Source organism: Streptomyces sp. NPDC047706 (assembly GCF_043204795.1).
Taxonomy (GTDB): domain Bacteria; phylum Actinomycetota; class Actinomycetes; order Streptomycetales; family Streptomycetaceae; genus Streptomyces.
Genome location: NZ_JBIDCW010000007.1, coordinates 160,249 through 178,173, shown reverse-complemented (window position 1 = coordinate 178,173; position 17,925 = coordinate 160,249). Strand labels below are relative to the sequence as shown.

Genomic DNA, 17,925 nt, shown 5'->3' with positions numbered 1-17,925 from the left:
GGTCGTACGGCTGGTGGCGCCGCAGGTCATACGGCGTGGCGCCGTAGGTCAGATGAGGCCGAGGCCGCGGACCGCCTCGCGCTCCTCCTCCAGCTCCTTGACGGAGGCGTCGATGCGGGCGCGGGAGAAGTCGTTGATCTCCAGGCCCTGCACGATCTCGTACTTGCCGTCCTTGCAGGTGACCGGGAACGAGGAGATCAGGCCCTCGGGGACGCCGTAGGAGCCGTCCGACGGGATGCCCATGGAGACCCAGTCGCCCTCGGGCGTGCCGTTGACCCAGGTGTGGACGTGGTCGACGGCGGCGTTGGCGGCGGACGCGGCCGAGGAGGCGCCGCGGGCCTCGATGATGGCGGCACCGCGCTTGGCGACGGTCGGGATGAAGTCCTCGGCCAGCCACTTCTCGTCGTTCACGACCTCCGCGGCGTTCTTGCCGGCGACCGTGGCGTGGAAGATGTCGGGGTACTGGGTGGCGGAGTGGTTGCCCCAGATCGTCAGCTTCTTGATCTCGGAGACCGGGGTGCCCGTCTTCTTCGCCAGCTGCGTCAGCGCGCGGTTGTGGTCCAGGCGGGTCATGGCGGTGAAGCGCTCCGCCGGTACGTCCGGGGCTGCCGCCTGCGCGATCAGGGCGTTGGTGTTGGCCGGGTTGCCCACCACCAGGACGCGGATGTCGTCCGCGGCGTGCGCGTTGATGGCCTGGCCCTGCGGCTTGAAGATGCCGCCGTTGGCCTCCAGGAGGTCACCACGCTCCATGCCCTTGGTGCGCGGACGGGCGCCCACGAGGAGGGCGACGTTGGTGCCGTCGAAAGCCACGTTCGGGTCGTCGCTGATGTCGATGCCCTGGAGGAGCGGGAGCGCGCAGTCGTCCAGCTCCATCGCGGTGCCCTCGGCGGCCTTGAGCGCCGGGGTGATCTCCAGGAGGCGGAGCTTGACCGGCACGTCCGCGCCGAGCAGCTGGCCGGAGGCGATGCGGAAGAGCAGGGCGTAACCGATCTGGCCGGCCGCGCCGGTGACGGTGACGTTCACGGGAGTGCGGGTCATGGCGTTCTCCGTATGACAGCTGGCGGTGGGGCGTCCCTGCCCCGGCTTTTTGATCGATCTCTTGGCGTCAAGAGATCGATCCAGCGGTCAGGCTATCGCGCCTCCGGTATCGCCGACGTCCGGGTCGATGTGGCCCGGCCCACAGAACAGCCTCCGGAAAGAAGGGCGGCGGCCGCCCGTCCGGGAGAGGAGAGACGGGGCGACCGCCGGGTGGGGGTGCCGTTGCCGGACTCCCGTGGGGGTACTGTGCGCGTGCCCGGGAACGCGGACCGCATGCGCCCTGGACGGCGACTTTTCGACGGCGCCTTCCCCGGCACCCGCGCGGCGCCCTTCCCCGGCACCCGCGCGGCGCCCTTCCCCGGCACCCGCGCGGCGCCCTCCCGCGGCACCCGCGCGGCGCCCTCCCGCGGCACCCGCGCGGCGCCCTTCCGCGGCACTTCCTCCGGCGCCGTCGCGGCACGTCAGCCGGCGCCGTCGCGGCACGTCAGCCGACGCCGTCGCGGCGCGTTCGCCGGCATTCTTGCAACGCCCTCCCCGGCGCGCCAGCAGGCATCCTCGCAGGGCCCCCGCGGCGCGTTCGCCGGCATCCTCGCAGCGCCCCCGGCGCGTCAGCAGACACCCTCGCGGCGCCCTCCCCGGCGCGTTCGCCGCGACCTCGCAGGGCCGCCGCGGCACGTTCGCGGCGCGTTCGCCCGTACCTCTTGCGACTGACTCCCTGCGCAAGGTCACCCGACATGCGCCGCGCCCTACTCGGCACCCCGGTGGCCCCTTCGCTACGGCGTGCAGCCCCGCTCCCCCGACGCGAGTGTCGCGCACGCCGTGGCCTCGCCCGCGTCCCGCACGGCGATCATCGGGGTGTACGCGATGGTGTCGCCCACGGTGGTGACGGAGCCCTTCTCCTCGGCGGTACCCACGGTCACCCGGACCTCGTCGCCCGGTCCGGCCTGGGTGACGCGGCCCCATGCCGTGCCGCAGGTCCTGCTGTGGCGGACCTCGACGACGGTGGTGCCGACGGTCGCCGACCGGGCCGTGGTGACCAGGTTGTCGCTGCACCCCGTGGCCTCCGCGTCCTTGCCCGTGCACCCGTCGCCGACGCACTTCACGCCGGGTGGCAGACCGGCGCCGGCGCTGACGGACGGTGACGGCGAGGGGCCCTTGGTGCCGGTGGCGTCACCTCGGTCGCCGGTGACGTAGTACGCGGCGCCGGCGGCGGCGGCCACTACGGCGGCTCCGGCGAGGAACATCACGAGCCGCCGCCCGCCCGGCGCACCGCCGGAGGGAGCACCCGGCGGGACCGGTGCCGGCGCGCCGGGGCCCGCTGCCCGGCCGGCCGTCGGCGGCCTGACCCCGGTGCCGGCACGGCCGCCCGCCCGGGACGGTCCGGTGTAGCCCGCGAGCCCCCACGAGTTGACGGCCGGCCGGGCCTGGGCGTCCCGGGCGTCGGCGTCGGGCGCCGCCGGCTGGGGCGGCACCGTGGGGGCCACGCCCGCCGGGCCCGCGATGCCCGGTGCCGCCGTGGCACCGCCGCCCCGGCGTGCCGTTCTGCTCTTGGCGGCACCCGGTGGCGCGCCGAACTCGCCGAGCGCCGCTCGCGCCTGCGAGATCCGGATCGCCTCCATGGTCATGTCGTGGCGCATCTCCGAGCGGCTCCAGGCCCGTTCGGCGAGTTCCCACATGGTGGTCAGATGGATCGGGTTGGTCCCGGTGACCTCGGCCAGCGCGACGATCGCGCCCTTGGGCGCGAGCAGGCGCCCGTTGAGATAGCGCTCCCAGGACGTCCTGCTGTATCCGGTGCGGTCGGACAGCGCGGAGACGTTCAGGCCGCTGCGGTCCACGAGCCGCCGCAACTGTCCGACGAACTCCCCGATCTGCGGATCGAGTTCTTCCGGCAAGGGCTTCCAACGAGGCATCTCTTCCCCCTGATTCCCCCTGTGTGTGCCGCTGCACGCGTGGGACGTCCCGGACCATCCCGATCGGGCAGATTAGCCCCGCTGTGCAGTGCCTTGGACCGGCTTTCCCGAAGCTGTCGACACATCGACACAACGGGCACACACCGGTGACCTCCGGCGTCCCGGCGGTACGCGGGGCACACAGACGCAACCGGCCCCCGGCTGTGGCGGGGCGCGGACACCGTAGCGGAACGGTCACTTCCGTGCCACAGCGCACGGACAGCCGTTGAACAGGCCGTTCGTCGTGCGGGAGTTTGGGTGCGACGGCGGCCCGTCCTGACTCGGGGGAGGGGATGGGCCGCCGTTCCGTGCGGGTGACCGGCTGCCGGTCGAGGCACCCCTAGCTGCTGACGGTGAAGTGCAGGGTGTCCTTCAGGAAGGGGACCTCCAGCCAGGGCTTCGGCTGGGCCATCAGCGCCAGGAGGACGATCGCCAGACCCAGGACGCCGTAGGTGGCGATGTCCGTGAAGCGGGATCGGACGGCCAGCATGCCGACGCCGGGCAGCATCCAGCGCATCACGGCGCCGCCGACCAGCGCCACGCCCACCAGCATGGTGCCGATCCTGAACACGTCGAACGCCGTCAGCAGCAGACCGAGACCCACCAGCCCCAGCACGGCGAGCATCGGCCACTGACGCGCGGGCGCGGGCGCGTCCCCGGGCGCCGCCCGGCCACCGCCTTCGGGCCGCGCGGTGTCCTTGGTGAACAGGGGGAAGCGGCGGGTGGCCCGCCGGGGCGTCCCGTCCTCGTCCACGACACTGATCGCGTCCCGCACCACGAGCCCGGCGTCCTCCACGGCACCGTCGTCGTCCTCACGGTCCGGGCCCGGCGCCGGCACGGACCCGTTCTGCGACACGCCGTTGCGTGCCGGGCCGGCGGCCCGCGTCGCGACGCCCTCCTGCGCCGCGGCGCCGTCGCCCGCCGTGGTGCCGTGGCTCTCGGTGGTCCCGTTCTCCTCGGGCGACTCAGCCGGCACTGCGCTCGGCCGCCTCGACCACGTTGACGAGCAGCTGGGCCCGGGTCATGGGACCGACACCGCCGGGGTTCGGGGAGATCCAGCCCGCGACCTCCGCGACGTCCGGGTGGACGTCACCGACGATCTTGCCCTCGGCGCTGCGTGAGACGCCGACGTCGAGGACGGCCGCGCCCGGCTTGACGTCCTCGGGCCGGACGAGGTGGGCGGACCCGGCGGCGGCGACGACGATGTCGGCGCGCTTGAGGTGGGCGGACAGGTCACGCGTACCCGTGTGGCACTGCGTCACCGTCGCGTTCTCGCTGCGCCGGGTGAGCAGCAGCGGCATCGGGCGGCCGATCGTCACGCCGCGGCCGACGACCACGACCTCGGCGCCCTTGATCTCCACGCCGTAGCGGCGCAGCAGCGTCAGCACGCCGTTCGGGGTGCAGGGCAGCGGCGCGGGCTCGTTCAGGACCAGGCGGCCCAGGTTCATCGGGTGCAGCCCGTCCGCGTCCTTGTCCGGGTCCATGAGTTCCAGGACGCGGTTCTCGTCGATGCCCTTGGGGAGCGGCAGCTGCACGATGTAACCGGTGCACGCCGGGTCCTCGTTGAGCTCCCGTACGACCGCCTCGATCTCGTCCTGCGTCGCCGTGGCCGGCAGTTCGCGCTGGATGGAGGCGATGCCGACCTGCGCGCAGTCACGGTGCTTGCCGGCGACGTACTTCTGGCTGCCGGGGTCGTCCCCGACGAGGATCGTGCCGAGGCCGGGCGTGACGCCCTTCTCCTTCAGCGCCGCCACGCGGGCGGTCAGATCGGACTTGATCGCGGCTGCGGTGGCCTTGCCATCGAGAATCTGGGCGGTCATGACCCCATCCTCCCGGATGACCGCCTCCCGGTTCCAATCCGGGTCTCCGGGGGGCCCGGCCCGGCGTATCCCCCATGATCGGCGATGTTGCACTTGCACAACACATAGGGAATGCGGCTGGACAAGCGGACCACGGCTGAAGAACGATTGACGCCACAGTGCCGCGGGCTGTACCGGGGGGACGAACCGCATCTGTAGCAACCTTCCTCCGCATCCGCCGCGCGTCGTCCCCGCACACCAGGCAACGGAGGAAAGACCGCCATGAGCTTCGGCGACCCGAACAACCCCTACGGCGCGCCGCAGGGCCAGCAGCAGGGCTACGGCTACCCCCAGCAGCAGCCCCAGACCCCCGGCTACGGCTACCCCGCCGCTCCGCCGGCCCAGCCCTACGGGGGCTATCCCCCCGCTCCGGCGGTCATGCCCGGCAGCGTCAAGGCCGCCCGCGTGATGCTCTTCGTGCTCGGCGGATTCCAGGCGCTCGGCGGGGTGCTGATGATGGTCGCCAGCGCCTGGTTCGCCGACTACTTCGAGGACGCCGTCTCCTCCGACCCCAGCATCTCCTCGGAGGACGCGGACACCGTCGCCAGTCTCGGTGCGGGCGTCATGATCGTCCTCGGCGTGATCGTCCTGGCGTTCGCGTTCTGGGCGATATTCACGGGCGCCAAGTTCACCACGGGCCGCGGCGGGGTCCGTGTCTCGGCGATCGTCTACGCCTCGCTGGTCGTCCTGTTCAGCCTCGTCAGCCTGCTGGGCGCCAATGTCTTCGCCCTGCTCAGCCTGGTCCTCGGCATTCTGATCATCGTCTTCTGCGCGAACAAGAACGGCAGCTTCTGGTTCAACCGCCCGCGCTACTGAGCGCCCGCGCGGCCTCGCACACGCCCGGTCCGCGCACGTCACACCCGAGGGCCGTGTCCCACCCGCACGAGGGCGGACACGGCCCTGGTGCGTCGCCCTGGCCCTGGCCCTGGCGCACGGCTTCCCTTCGGCCACGTCCCACCCACGGCGCCGGCGACGACGTGGGTGATCACCCGTGAGGCGTGGCGCGAACGCCTCGACCGCGAGGCCGAGTCGCACCGCCGGCGGCAACGGCCGCGGCCTGCGGACCTCCCCGGGGGAGGCCCGCAGGCCGCGGGCCACCGTCACGTCGGTACTCGGCGGGAGGTCAGTGGAAGAAGTGGCGCGTGCCCGTGAAGTACATGGTCACGCCCGCCTTCCGGGCGGCCTCGACGACCTGCTCGTCACGGACCGAGCCGCCCGGCTGCACCACGGCCCGCACGCCCGCCGCGGTGAGGATCTCCAGCCCGTCGGGGAAGGGGAAGAAGGCGTCGGAGGCCGCGTAGGCGCCCTGCGCCCGCTCGGCGCCGGCCCGCTCGACCGCCAGCTTCGCGGAGTCGACCCGGTTGACCTGTCCCATGCCCACGCCGACCGAGGCGCCGTCCTTCGCGAGCAGGATGGCGTTGGACTTCACCGCCCGGCACGCCCGCCACGCGAACGCCAGCTCCCGCAGCTCCTCCGCGCCCAGTGCCTCGCCGGTCGCCAGCGTCCAGCCCTCGGGGTCGTCGCCCTCGGCCTGGAGGCGGTCGGTGACCTGGAGCAGGGCGCCACCGTCGACGGCCTTGACCTCGACCGGGTTCGACGGACCCTCGGGGCAGCGCAGCACGCGGATGTTCTTCTTCTTGGTGAGGGCGTCGAGCGCGCCCTCCTCGTAGCCGGGCGCGACGATGACCTCGGTGAAGATCTCCGCGACCTGCTCGGCCATCTCCTTGCTGACCGGCCGGTTCACCGCGATGACGCCGCCGAACGCCGACAGCGGGTCGCAGGCGTGCGCCTTGCGGTGCGCCTCGGCGACGTCCGCGCCGATCGCGATGCCGCACGGGTTGGCGTGCTTGATGATCGCGACGCAGGGCTCGTCGTGGTCGTACGCGGCACGGCGGGCGGCGTCCGTGTCGGTGTAGTTGTTGTACGACATCTCCTTGCCGTGCAGCTGCTCCGCCTCGGCCAGTCCGCCGCCCGTGCCGTCCACGTAGAGGGCGGCGGGCTGGTGCGGGTTCTCGCCGTAGCGGAGGGTGTTCTTGCGCTCCCAGGTGGCGCCGAGGAAGTCCGGGAACCGCGAGTCGTCGACCGGCGCGTACTCGTCGGCGAACCAGGAGGCCACCGCCACGTCGTAGGCGGCCGTGTGCTGGAAGGCCTCCGCGGCGAGCCGCTTGCGGGTGGCGAGGTCGAAGCCGCCCTCCTCGACCGCGGCCAGCACGTCGCCGTAGCGGGCCGGGCTGGTGACGACGGCGACGGACGGATGGTTCTTGGCGGCGGCGCGCACCATGGAGGGGCCGCCGATGTCGATCTGCTCGACGCACTCGTCGGGGCTCGCGCCGGAGGCGACGGTCTCGCGGAACGGGTAGAGGTTGACCACGACCAGGTCGAACGGCTCGACGCCGAGCTCCTGGAGCTGCTGCCGGTGGTCCTCCAGGCGCAGGTCGGCGAGGATGCCCGCGTGCACCTTCGGGTGCAGCGTCTTGACCCGGCCGTCCAGGCACTCGGGGAAGCCGGTCAGCTCCTCGACCTTGGTGACGGGGACGCCGGCGGCGGCGATACGGGCGGCGGTGGACCCGGTGGACACGAGGGCGACACCTGCCTCGTGCAGGCCGCGCGCGAGGTCTTCGAGGCCCGTCTTGTCGTAGACGCTGACGAGCGCCCGGCGAAGGGGCCGCTTGTTGCTCTCGGCGGTCACTGGATAACTACCTTTCGTCCCTCAATGCGATGGCCGCTGCGGGCGAGCCGCCCCACGACCTCGACGAGCAGCCTTCGCTCGACTTCCTTGATGCGCTCGTGCAGCGCGCTCTCGTCGTCCTCGTCCCGGACCTCCACCACGCCCTGAGCGATGATCGGCCCGGTGTCGACACCGTCGTCGACGAAGTGGACGGTGCAGCCGGTGACCTTGGCGCCGTACGCGAGCGCGTCACGGACGCCGTGGGTACCGGGAAAACTGGGGAGCAGGGCGGGGTGCGTGTTGACGCACCGGCCGCCGTAACGGGTCAGGAAGGCCTTGCCCAGGATCTTCATGAACCCGGCCGAGACGACGAGATCGGGCTCGTACGCGGCGGCGGCGTCGGCCAGGGCGGCGTCCCACTCCTCACGGGTCGCGAAGTCCTTGACCCGGCACACGAAAGTGGGCAGCCCGGCGCGCTCCGCGCGCGCGAGCCCCTCGATGCCGTCACGGTCGGCTCCGACAGCCACGATCTCGGCGCCGTACGCCTCGGCGCCCTCGGTCGCGATCGCATCCAGCAACGCCTGGAGATTGGTGCCGGATCCGGAGACCAGCACGACGAGGCGCCTGGTGCTCCTGGCCACGGGCTTGGCGGCCACGGTGGAGCCCTTTCTCGGGGAAGCGTTTGTATGATCGTACGAATGCTTCGCGCCCCCGGATACGGGGAAGCCTACGAAGCGGTCGACCGTCAGCAACGATACCGGCACACCGGGCGGCCCCCCCGGGACGGGGGCGTGGCCGGGAGGTAGCGTCTGGCACAGCGGTCTCGGGAACGCGGGAGGTGCGCGACGCGTTCATGAGGCGACGGGTTCCGTCGCGATCCGGTCGGTTCCACTCCGGATCCACCGCCGGATCCAGCCGCTCCGGTTCCGCAGATCCACTCGTATCCAGTTGTTTCCAGTTTTTCCAGTTGCCCAGTTGTCCAGTTGTTTCCACAAGGGGAAGACGCTCACTTGATGTCTGTCCGCAGCCTGCGATTCCTCACGCTCCCCCAGCAGCCGGCGCCGCGGGGGGTGCGCGCCGGCGTGCTGCTGCGGGAGCGGCCCACCTCGTCGCCCGACGCCCCCTCGGGCGACGCCGGCGGCGGCCGGCAGGGCGGTTCGGGCCAGGACGACAACCCGTTCGCACCGCCGCCCGAGGGCACGCCGGACCGGCCGTGGCAGCCGCGACGGCCGTCGGGTGACAGCGGCGACTCCGCCGGCTCGGACGGCTCACCAGGCGACGGCGGGCGTCCGGCGTGGGGCAGCCAGTGGAGCGACCGGCAGCCCGGCCGCGCCTCCGGCGGAGGCTTCGGTGACCGGCCCGGGGGCAGCCCCGAGGGCTCCGGCGGCCCGGCCCCGGGTATGCGCTGGGACCCCACGGACCCCGCACAGCGCCGGGCGCGCTACGCACTGCTGGCAGGCATGTGGGCCTTCTTCTTCGCGCTGTTCAGCTGGACGTACGTGGCGCTGCTGCTGGGCGCGCTGGCGCTGTACTGGGGCATCAGCGCCCTGCGCACCAAGCCGCGCACGCCGTCGCCGGACACCCCGGGCGCCGCGACACCGGCCCGCCCGCAGACCGCGGCGGCCGTGAGCGGCCTGGTCACCGCCTCGCTGGCGATCGCGCTCGTCGGCGCGTCGTTCGCGGCGCAGCTCGTGTACCGCGACTACTACACGTGCACCAACGACGCCCTCACGAACGAGGCGCGACAGGCATGCAGCACGCTGCTGCCGGAGCACCTGCGCGAGGTGCTGGGGGCCAACGCATAGGCAGGTGGGGCCAACGCCCGGGGCCGGTGGGGCCAACGCCTCGGCTGGTTCAGGTCTTCAGGTTCGGGTCTTCAGGTTCGGGTCTTCAGGTTCGGTCTTCAAGGGCCGTCTTCGGGCTTTGTGTCCGGCTTGGTGACGTCGGGGGTCTGGGCGGGGGCGGGGGTCTGAGTCGGTTCCGGGGCCTGAGTCGATTCGGGGGTCTGGGATGGGTCGGGGACCTCTGAGGGGTGAATGATCCCTGTGGGGTCGACGGGCCCTGTGGGGTCGATGGCCCCTCTGGGGTCGATAGCCACTGTCGGGGCCGGCCCGTCTGTGGGGGCAACGGCTTCCGGCGATGCCCGGCTTTCCGGGGGTTCGAAGGCTTCCGGGACTTCAGGGGGTTCGGCGCGGTCCGGGAATCCGGTCAGGTCCGGTCGTCCGGTGAACTCGGCGAGCTTGGACGGGGCGGAGGGGTCGGGCCGGGCGGAGGGGTCGGGCCGGGCGGAGGTGTCGCGCAGGTCGGGACGTTCGGGCAGATCGGGGAAGCCTGGGAGGTCTGGGAGGTCAGGCGACTCCGTAGGCTCCAGTGCCTCCGTCCTCGCGGAGACCTCACGCAACGCCGCCCAGCGGGCCTCGCGGGCCGCGTCGCCGTGGGGCCAGGGGGACGGGGGGTCGAAGAGGAAGGGTTCGTAGAGCTCGTAGGCGCTGTCCGCATCGCCCGTCCCGCCCGCGAGAGCGAGGGTGTCGGGGTCGAGGGTGTCGGGGTCGAGGGCCCCGGAGTCGAGGGCGTCGGATCCGGGGGCTTCGGGGGCCTCCGCGTCGGGGCCCTCCGGGTCGGATGCTTCCGGGTCGGGGGTCGACGCCGTGCGGGACGCGGGGAACCGAAGCAGGTCGGGCTGCTTGTCGCCCGGCCCGTTGCCGGCATCCGGCTGCGCCTTCGGCCGCGGGCCCCGTCGCGTTCCCGCCTTGGCCGCCTCCTCTCCCTCCTCGGCCCTCCCCCGGCATTCCCACCACCGCACCACCAGCGCCACCGGCACCCCCACGACCGCCGCCCACACCAGGGTCGCGAGTCCCACCTGCCACCACACCGGCCCGAACCGGGCCAGCGAGTCCACCCCCAGCGGCCCTCCCGCCAGTCCCGCGAGCAAGGCGAGCCAGGCCCCGCACAGCACCGCGGCCAACCCGGCGCACCCCGCGGTACGCCCCCGCGTCCACGCCCCGGCGCCCTGCCGGTCCCTCACCGCCCCCTTGGCCGTGAACCACCCCACCGTCACCCCGGCCGCCACCGGCACCGCGGCGACCGCCCAGTGCGGCGGTGTCATGGCGCCCCCTCCCGGCACCGCCGCGAGCAGCGGGAACGTCGGCAGGGCAGGTGCCGGTCCGGAGGACAGCGGTCCGGCCATATGGCCGGCGCCCAGCGCGAAGCCGGGCCCGAGGGCGTACGCCGCGCCCCACACCGCCGCGTTCGGCACCAGCGCCAGGCACAGCAGGAGCACCGCGAACCGCCCCGACCAGCCCTCCGTCAGCTCCGCGAACGCCACCCGTGCGGCCGTGCCGTGCCACACCAGCGAGACCGCCACCAGCATGGCTCCGCCCCCGACCAGCACCGCGGTCCCGGCCGTCGCCGCCCGCGCCGCGAGGCCGAAACGCTCCCGGGCTCGCGCGCCGAGGAAGGCCCGGCGCAGCGGCCCCAGCAGATTCAGCACGGCGTGCACCGGCCGGCGCGGATGCCCGTACGCGGTCCACGCCCCTGCCCCCGCCGCCCCCACGGCGAGGAGCGGCACGCACACGGCCGTCCCCTCCCAGTCGGGCCGCAGCACACCCCCCGCCGCATACGCCGCGACCGCTCCCCCGACGGCGAGATAGCCGAGCACCACCCCGGCCCAGGCCGTGCGCCCGGCCACCAAGGGGGCCGGTCCGTCCCCCGCGTAGGCCCCGTCCACGGCCTCCCGGGCCGCCCGGTACACCAGCCACATGGGCAGGGCGAGCAGCAGCATGGGAGTGACTCCGACGGGCGCGGGGACGCCGGAGAGTGTCTCGGTGCGGACGAGTTCCGCGCCGTGCGCCAGGAGCCACAGCGCCGCGGCCACGCGCAGCGCGCCGCCCGGCCCGCTGTCGGGGTAGGGCGAACTGATCCACAGCACCATCACCAGCACGGCGAACGAACCCAGCCCAAGCCCCGCCGCCACCACGCCGCCGAGAACACTGGCGGCAAGTCCGGGCGACCGGCGGCGCATCCGGCCGTACCGGGGGGAGAGCGGCGTTCTGCGGTCGGTCATCAGTGTCACGACGGCCATGCTCCCAACGACACGCGCTTTCCCGGCGTAACAGGCGAACCGCCGATGTGTCGCCCAATATGTGCTTATGTGTTTTTTCGTACGAAGGGGGGATCTGTGAAACAGAGCCCTGCAACTCCGCTTCCCCCTCCCGAGGAGCGCCGACGCCTACGGGAGGCAGGTTCCCTGACGCGGGCTCAGGTGGCGGCCCGGGTGGGCGTCTCCAAGGCGACGGTGCGGGCGTGGGAGTCCGGTCGTACGACGCCCGACGGCCAAAAGGCGCAGGTGTACGCGAAACTGCTCGCCTCCCTCGGCGACGAGCCGGTGGAGCAGGTACGCCAGGACGGCACGCCGGCCGTCGCGACCGGGACCGCCGCCGTACGAACCGCAGACCCCACGGCCGACACCGAGCGCGTACCCTTCCCCGACACCGACACCGACACCGACACCGACACCGACACCGGCCCCGACCCCCATCCGCCACCCCGGCCCGAACCGGCGTCCGAGCCTCTGACGCCCGATCAGGCTTTCGACGCGCTCTACGCGTTCTGCGCGCCCGGCCTCGTCCGGCAGGCCTACGTGCTCACCGGGCGGCGCGAGCTGGCACGCGAGGCGGTCGAGCGGGCCTTCCAACTCGCCTGGCAGCGCTGGCCCGAGGTGGCCGTCGACCGGGACCCGGCGGGCTGGGTGCGGGCGGCGGCGTACGAGTACGCGCTCTCCCCCTGGCACCGCTTCCGCCCCCGGTACCGCCACCCGGAGCCCCCACCGGTCGAGCTGCGCGACCGCACACTGCTGAACGTCATCCTGAAACTCCCGCCACCACACCGCCGCACCCTCCTCCTCTACGACGGTGTGGGCCTCGGCCTGCCGGAGACCGCGGCGGAGACGGAGGCGACCACCCCGGCGACGGCCAACCGCCTGCTCTACGCGCGCCAGGCCGTCGCGTCCCGGCTGCCCGACCTCGCCGACCCGGAGAAGCTGCAGCGGCGGCTCGGCGAACTGGCCTCCACGGAGCGGTTGCGCGCGGCCAGACCCCTGGCGGTCCGCACCGGAGGCGAACGCCGGGCACAGTTCTGGACGCGGGCCGCCATCGCCTTCACGGTCACCCTGATCGGCGCCACGGCACTGACCCTGCGGACCGCTCCGACGCAGTACGAGCCACCGGTGGCGCCTGGTGAGACGGTGCGGGGCGTGCCCCCGCGGGCGGCGCCGGGACCGCTGTCGTACGAGCAGCTGGAGCTGCGGGAGAAGCTGCGGCAGGCGGCGGAGAACGGGCCGGAGCGCCTCGTGCCGGAGCCGAGATGAGATGAGATGAGGCGAAGGTGAGATGAGATGGAGGTGAGGTGAGGTGAGCGGGGACGCATGCGGAAGGGCCCGCTCCCGTGGCTGAGGGCCATGGGTGCGGGCCCTGCTGCCGCGCCCTGTTGTGCGCGCGGCGAGCGCTCCTGCGGTGCGGTCTCAGCCGGCGAGGATCTCGCGGGCCAGCTTCGCCGTCTCGGTCGGGGTCTTGCCGACCTTGACGCCCGCGGCCTCCAGGGCCTCCTTCTTCGCCTGGGCGGTGCCCGACGAACCGGAGACGATGGCGCCCGCGTGGCCCATGGTCTTGCCCTCGGGGGCGGTGAAGCCCGCGACGTAGCCGACGACCGGCTTGGTCACGTTCTCCTTGATGAAGGCCGCGGCCCGCTCCTCGGCGTCGCCACCGATCTCACCGATCATCACGATCAGGTCGGTGTCGGGGTCGTCCTGGAAGGCGGCCAGCGCGTCGATGTGCGTGGTGCCGATGATCGGGTCGCCACCGATGCCGACGGCGGTGGAGAAGCCGATGTCACGCAGCTCGTACATCATCTGGTACGTCAGCGTGCCGGACTTCGAGACCAGGCCGATACGGCCCGGCTTGGTGATGTCGCCCGGGATGATGCCGACGTTGGACTGGCCCGGGGTGATGATGCCGGGGCAGTTCGGGCCGATGATGCGGGTCTTGTTGCCCTTCTTGCCGGCGTACGCCCAGAACGACGCCGAGTCGTGCACGGCGATGCCCTCGGTGATCACGACGGCCAGCGGGATCTCGGCGTCGATCGCCTCGACGACCGCGTCCTTCGTGAACTTCTCCGGCACGAAGATCACGGAGACGTTCGCGCCGGTCTTCTCGATGGCCTCCTTGACGGTCCCGAAGACGGGTACCTCGGTGCCGTCGAAGTCCACGGACTGACCCGCCTTGCGCGGGTTCACGCCGCCCACGACGTGCGTGCCGTCGCCGAGCATGAGCTTGGTGTGCTTCATGCCGGTGGCGCCCGTCATGCCCTGGACGATGACCTTGCTGTCCTTGTTGAGCCAGATAGCCATGGTGTGTTGTGTCCTCGTCCTGAGTGCTTACTTGGCGGCGTGGGCCAGTTCGGCGGCCTTGTCGGCCGCGCCGTCCATGGTGTCGACGCGCTGGACCAGCGGGTGGTTGGCGTCGGTGAGGATCTGCCGGCCGAGCTCGGCGTTGTTGCCGTCGAGGCGGACGACGAGCGGCTTGGTGACCTCCTCGCCACGGTCCTCCAGCAGCTTCAGGGCCTGGACGATGCCGTTGGCGACCTCGTCACAGGCGGTGATGCCACCGAAGACGTTGACGAAGACGGACTTGACGTCCGGGTCGCCGAGGATGATCTCCAGACCGTTGGCCATCACCTGGGCGGAGGCGCCGCCGCCGATGTCCAGGAAGTTGGCCGGCTTGACGTTGCCGTGCTTCTCACCGGCGTACGCGACGACGTCCAGGGTGCTCATCACGAGACCCGCGCCGTTGCCGATGATGCCGACCTCGCCGTCGAGCTTGACGTAGTTGAGGTTCTTCTCCTTGGCGGCGGCCTCGAGCGGGTTGGCCGCGGCCTTGTCGTGCAGATCGTCCCAGTCGTGACGGAACTCGGCGTTGTCGTCCAGCGACACCTTGCCGTCCAGGGCGATGACGTCACCGGAGGCGACCTTCGCGAGCGGGTTGACCTCGACGAGGAGGGCGTCCGACTTGATGAAGGTGTCCCACAGCGTGACGAGGACGTTCACGACCTTGTCGGCTACCTCGGCCGGGAACTTGGCGGCCTCGACGATCTCGCGGGCCTTGGCCTCGTCCACACCGTCGATGGCGTCGATCGCGATCTTGGCGACGGCCTCCGGACGGGTGGCCGCCACCTCCTCGATCTCCACGCCGCCCTCGACGGAGGCGATGGAGAGGAAGGTGCGGTTGGCGCGGTCGAGGAGGAAGGAGACGTAGTACTCCTCGACGATCTCCGGAGCGGTCTCGGCGATCATGACCTTGTGGACCGTGTGGCCCTTGATGTCCATGCCGAGGATGTCCGTCGCGCGGGCGACGGCCTCGTCCGGGGTGGCGGCCAGCTTCACGCCACCGGCCTTGCCGCGGCCACCGACCTTCACCTGCGCCTTGACGACGGACTTGCCGCCGAGCCGCTCGGTGATCTCGCGCGCCGCCTCAGGCGTGTCGATGACTTCACCGGCCAGCACCGGTACATCGTGCTTGGCGAAGAGGTCCCTCGCCTGGTACTCGAACAGGTCCACGCGCTTCCGTCCCTATCAGTGATCTCGCGGTTCGTTGGATGCGTGGGCGTGCCGCGAAGGGCAACGTGACGACCGCATGTGTCACAGGGGAAGCGCACACGGTGTCCGAGCGCGCGGCATGTCCGTCTCGCAGGTTATCTCTGCTTGCGGGGGGCCTCTAAATCGCGCGTCACATGTGAGCGGTGATACCTGTCACATGATGTCGGGCTTACTGGCACGGAGTGCCGGTGACGAGCGGCGGGGTGGGGAGCGGGTTGGGGTGGAGCGGGTGGAGGCGGAGTGGGCGAACGGGTCGGGTCGGGTTGGGTCGGGTCGGAGAACGGGGGTGGCGGCGGCTGGGAGAACGGATCGGGTCGGGTCGGGTTGGGTCGGGTCGGAGAACGGGGGTGGCGGCGGCTGGGAGAACGGGTTGGGGGTGGCGCGGAAGAACGGATCGGCTGGGGGCGGGGGAACGGACGGGTCGAGGGGAAGGGCGGGTGCGGGGAGGCCGAGGCGGCACGTGCGGGGCGCGCGGAGGGGTGGATCCGGGGACGCGCAGAGTAGTGGATCAGGGGCTTGGTGAGGGCTCGGGAGAAGGGTGCCGGGTGCGTGCGGGAAGGGTGTAGGCGGGCGGAGGGGGCCGGGGCCGGTACGGCGGAAGCGGGGACCGCCCGGTCGGGGTCAGAAATGGGGGCGCCGGGACAGAGCCGGGCGTGCCTCGGGCGGGACGTGCGTGCCTCGGGCCGGACGTGCCCCGTGCCGGACGTGCCCCGGGCCGGGGAAGGGCGCAGGGCCTCACCGGGCTGGGGTTGACCCGGTGAGGCCCCTTGAGCTGCCCCGACAGGAGACCATCGGGCCCCAGCGGGGCGTCGATCCGGCGATCCCCACCCCAATGGGGACCGCCGGACCCCCTCCGCAGGGGTTCCGTCCGGGCGGCCGACGGTTTTCGACCGCCCGTGCCGGGTGCCTGCGGGGTCGAACGGCACGCCTGAGGGCGTACCGCGTCCTGGGTGCGCGTCTGACGCGCCTTGCGAGGGTCAGCCGCGGTGCCCGCCGCCGCGACGCGCGGCGGGGACTTGATGCCGGTGCTGGGCCTGCCCTGCGCGCCAGAAGCGCGCGACGCCCGCACGACGGAGCACGGCGGAGACGGCCTCACCGGCCACGCGGCCCGCGACGGGTCTGCCCTATCCGGGGAACAGGGGGATGTCCCGATGCCGGTCCCGCGTCCCGTACGCCTCGACACGCACAGCCGTCCCCGGCACGAGCCACACCTTCATGCACTGGCTCACGGCCACCGCGCAGGCGTCACCGTGCCGCAGCGAACCACCGTCCGCCGCAGACCGACTGCGCAGCGCCGCGTCGCCGCCCCCACCGCCGGGAGCCGGAGGCATGGGCGCGTACTCCGCACCGGCTCCCGCACGCTGCCGCACCGCGCTCCGGTCCACCCCGGCACCAGCAGCACCGGAAGCGCCAAGCCCCGGACCGCGATCCCCGAGCGCCCCCACCGCGCCGCCCCGTCCCTCCGGACCACCGCCATGCGAGGCCGAATCCCAGCCACCACCGGAACGCGGCTCCCCCACGCCCGGAAGCGGCGGTATCCGCCCCGGAACAACGAAGACCCCGGGCCGCCCTGGCCCCCCGGGCACCACGGATAGCCCAGGCCCCCCGGGCGCTATGGGAAGCCCAAGGCCCCCAGGGACTACGGAAAGCCCGGTAGCCGTCGGCGCCCCAGAAAGCGCCGGGATCGCAGGAAGCGCCGGGACCGCAGGAAGCGGCAGAACGCCGAGAAGCCCTGGAGCGCCGGCAAGCCCTGTTGCGCTGGGAATCCCCGGCAGGCTCAGGAACCCGCGAACGCCGGAAAGCCCGGCCATACCGGAGGGTCCTGCAAGATCGGGCAGCACGGGAGGACCCGAGACCACGGGCCCCTCGGACAGCCCACCAGCCGACCCGGCCACCTCGGACAGCCCTCCGGCTCGCTCCGAAAGTCCCGGCAGGCGAGGCAGGACGGCCACGGGAACCAAGTCAGGCACGTGAGACGGCTCCGGCACCCGGGACGGCTCCGGCACAACAGGCCGCCGAGGCCCGCCAGACGGCTCAGGGATCAGCTCAGGCACACGAGGCACCTCCGCCACGACAGACCGCCGAACCCCATCAGACCGCTCCGCCACGTGAGCTACCTCAGGCAGCCCTCCAGCCCCGTCATGCCCCCGAGGCACCTCACGCAAGCCGCCCGCCCCGGGCCGCACCGGCGACTCCAGCGACTCCGGCGACTCCAGCGACTCCGGCGGCTGCGGCGGCTGCGGCGGCTGCGGCGACTCCAGCGGCTCCGGCCGCAAAAGCACCCCGTGCGACGCCGGCGCGCCACCCGCGACCCCGGCCGACCGACCTCTTACCGAGTTCCCGGCATCCACTACCGGCCGCACAACCCGTTCGCCCACGGACCGCCCGACGCCCTCGACAACGGGATGGGCAACAGCCCGGCCCGCAGGCCCATCCGCCTCGCCCCGCGGGCCACGCAGCCGGGCCTCGGCACTCGCCCGCTCCCGCCCGGGCTTCAACTCCCCAACGTGGTCACCCGGGCCCGCGCTCACCGGCGCGGCCATCCGCGTCAAAGCCCCCGTACCCGGCGCCCCTTCAGCCGCGTGCGTCCGCTGCCCGCACAACACCCCCAGCACGAGCAACCCACCCACCAGCAGCGCCAAATGCAGCGCACGCGGCCCCGCCGCCACGCGCGTCACACGCGTGGCGGCGCCGGACACTGCGGCTGACCAGATCACAAGGGGGAGGATCCTCCGTGCGGCGGAACTAGTCACGCGTCGACGA

12 protein-coding genes are annotated in these 17,925 nt (G+C 72.8%); 3 read left to right on the top strand and 9 right to left on the bottom strand.

Translation table 11 applies throughout. The features are described from left to right. Positions 1-48 precede the first annotated feature (48 nt). From ACGF8A_RS11095 to ACGF8A_RS11080, 4 genes are all read right to left on the bottom strand, one after another. Positions 49-1,038, bottom strand: coding sequence for a malate dehydrogenase (locus ACGF8A_RS11095; RefSeq protein ID WP_393106526.1), 990 nt, complete (start codon positions 1,036-1,038; stop codon positions 49-51). Positions 1,039-1,811: 773 nt separating this feature from the next. After that, positions 1,812-2,948, bottom strand: a complete 1,137-nt coding sequence (locus ACGF8A_RS11090) for a DUF2690 domain-containing protein (protein WP_393106524.1) — start codon at positions 2,946-2,948, stop codon at positions 1,812-1,814. A 379-nt stretch (positions 2,949-3,327) separates the two neighbouring features. Beyond that, the gene (locus tag ACGF8A_RS11085) at positions 3,328-3,783 is read right to left on the bottom strand and encodes a DUF3017 domain-containing protein (RefSeq protein WP_393106728.1); all 456 of its coding nucleotides are present in this window, start codon (positions 3,781-3,783) and stop codon (positions 3,328-3,330) included. A 169-nt stretch (positions 3,784-3,952) separates the two neighbouring features. Next, on the bottom strand, positions 3,953-4,807 hold the full coding sequence (locus ACGF8A_RS11080) for a bifunctional methylenetetrahydrofolate dehydrogenase/methenyltetrahydrofolate cyclohydrolase (protein ID WP_393106522.1): 855 nt from the start codon (positions 4,805-4,807) through the stop codon (positions 3,953-3,955). A 261-nt stretch (positions 4,808-5,068) separates the two neighbouring features. Between ACGF8A_RS11080 and ACGF8A_RS11075 the strand changes: the two genes are divergently transcribed. Further along, the gene (locus ACGF8A_RS11075) at positions 5,069-5,662 is read left to right on the top strand and encodes a hypothetical protein (RefSeq protein ID WP_393106520.1); all 594 of its coding nucleotides are present in this window, start codon (positions 5,069-5,071) and stop codon (positions 5,660-5,662) included. Positions 5,663-5,969: 307 nt separating this feature from the next. Here ACGF8A_RS11075 and purH read toward each other — a convergent pair whose 3' ends face one another. Next, positions 5,970-7,535, bottom strand: coding sequence for a bifunctional phosphoribosylaminoimidazolecarboxamide formyltransferase/IMP cyclohydrolase (gene purH, locus ACGF8A_RS11070; RefSeq protein ID WP_393106517.1), 1,566 nt, complete (start codon positions 7,533-7,535; stop codon positions 5,970-5,972). After that, positions 7,532-8,170: a phosphoribosylglycinamide formyltransferase gene (gene purN, locus ACGF8A_RS11065; protein WP_393106515.1), complete on the bottom strand. Its 639-nt coding sequence runs from the start codon at positions 8,168-8,170 to the stop codon at positions 7,532-7,534. Before purN ends, purH begins: the two co-directional genes overlap by 4 nt. A gap of 357 nt (positions 8,171-8,527) precedes the next feature. Here purN and ACGF8A_RS11060 point away from each other — a divergent pair, with 357 nt between their 5' ends. Continuing rightward, positions 8,528-9,319: a hypothetical protein gene (locus ACGF8A_RS11060; protein ID WP_393106513.1), complete on the top strand. Its 792-nt coding sequence runs from the start codon at positions 8,528-8,530 to the stop codon at positions 9,317-9,319. A gap of 98 nt (positions 9,320-9,417) precedes the next feature. Here ACGF8A_RS11060 and ACGF8A_RS11055 read toward each other — a convergent pair whose 3' ends face one another. Continuing rightward, entirely contained in the window at positions 9,418-11,595 is a 2,178-nt protein-coding gene (locus ACGF8A_RS11055; RefSeq protein WP_393106511.1) for a DUF6350 family protein, read from the bottom strand. Positions 11,596-11,691: 96 nt separating this feature from the next. On the opposite strand from ACGF8A_RS11055, the gene ACGF8A_RS11050 reads away from it, so the two are divergent. After that, positions 11,692-12,879: a helix-turn-helix domain-containing protein gene (locus ACGF8A_RS11050; protein ID WP_393106509.1), complete on the top strand. Its 1,188-nt coding sequence runs from the start codon at positions 11,692-11,694 to the stop codon at positions 12,877-12,879. Positions 12,880-13,032: 153 nt separating this feature from the next. Here the strand turns inward: ACGF8A_RS11050 and sucD are convergent, their stop codons facing one another. Both sucD and sucC read right to left on the bottom strand, forming a co-directional pair. Beyond that, positions 13,033-13,917 carry a succinate--CoA ligase subunit alpha gene (gene sucD / locus ACGF8A_RS11045; protein ID WP_365445882.1) on the bottom strand — a complete coding sequence of 295 codons (885 nt, stop codon included), beginning with the start codon at positions 13,915-13,917 and terminating at the stop codon, positions 13,033-13,035. 27 nt (positions 13,918-13,944) lie between these two features. Beyond that, a complete protein-coding gene (gene sucC, locus ACGF8A_RS11040; RefSeq protein ID WP_393106507.1) occupies positions 13,945-15,123 on the bottom strand; it encodes an ADP-forming succinate--CoA ligase subunit beta in 1,179 nt (392 codons plus the stop codon). Positions 15,124-17,925: the final 2,802 nt, after the last annotated feature.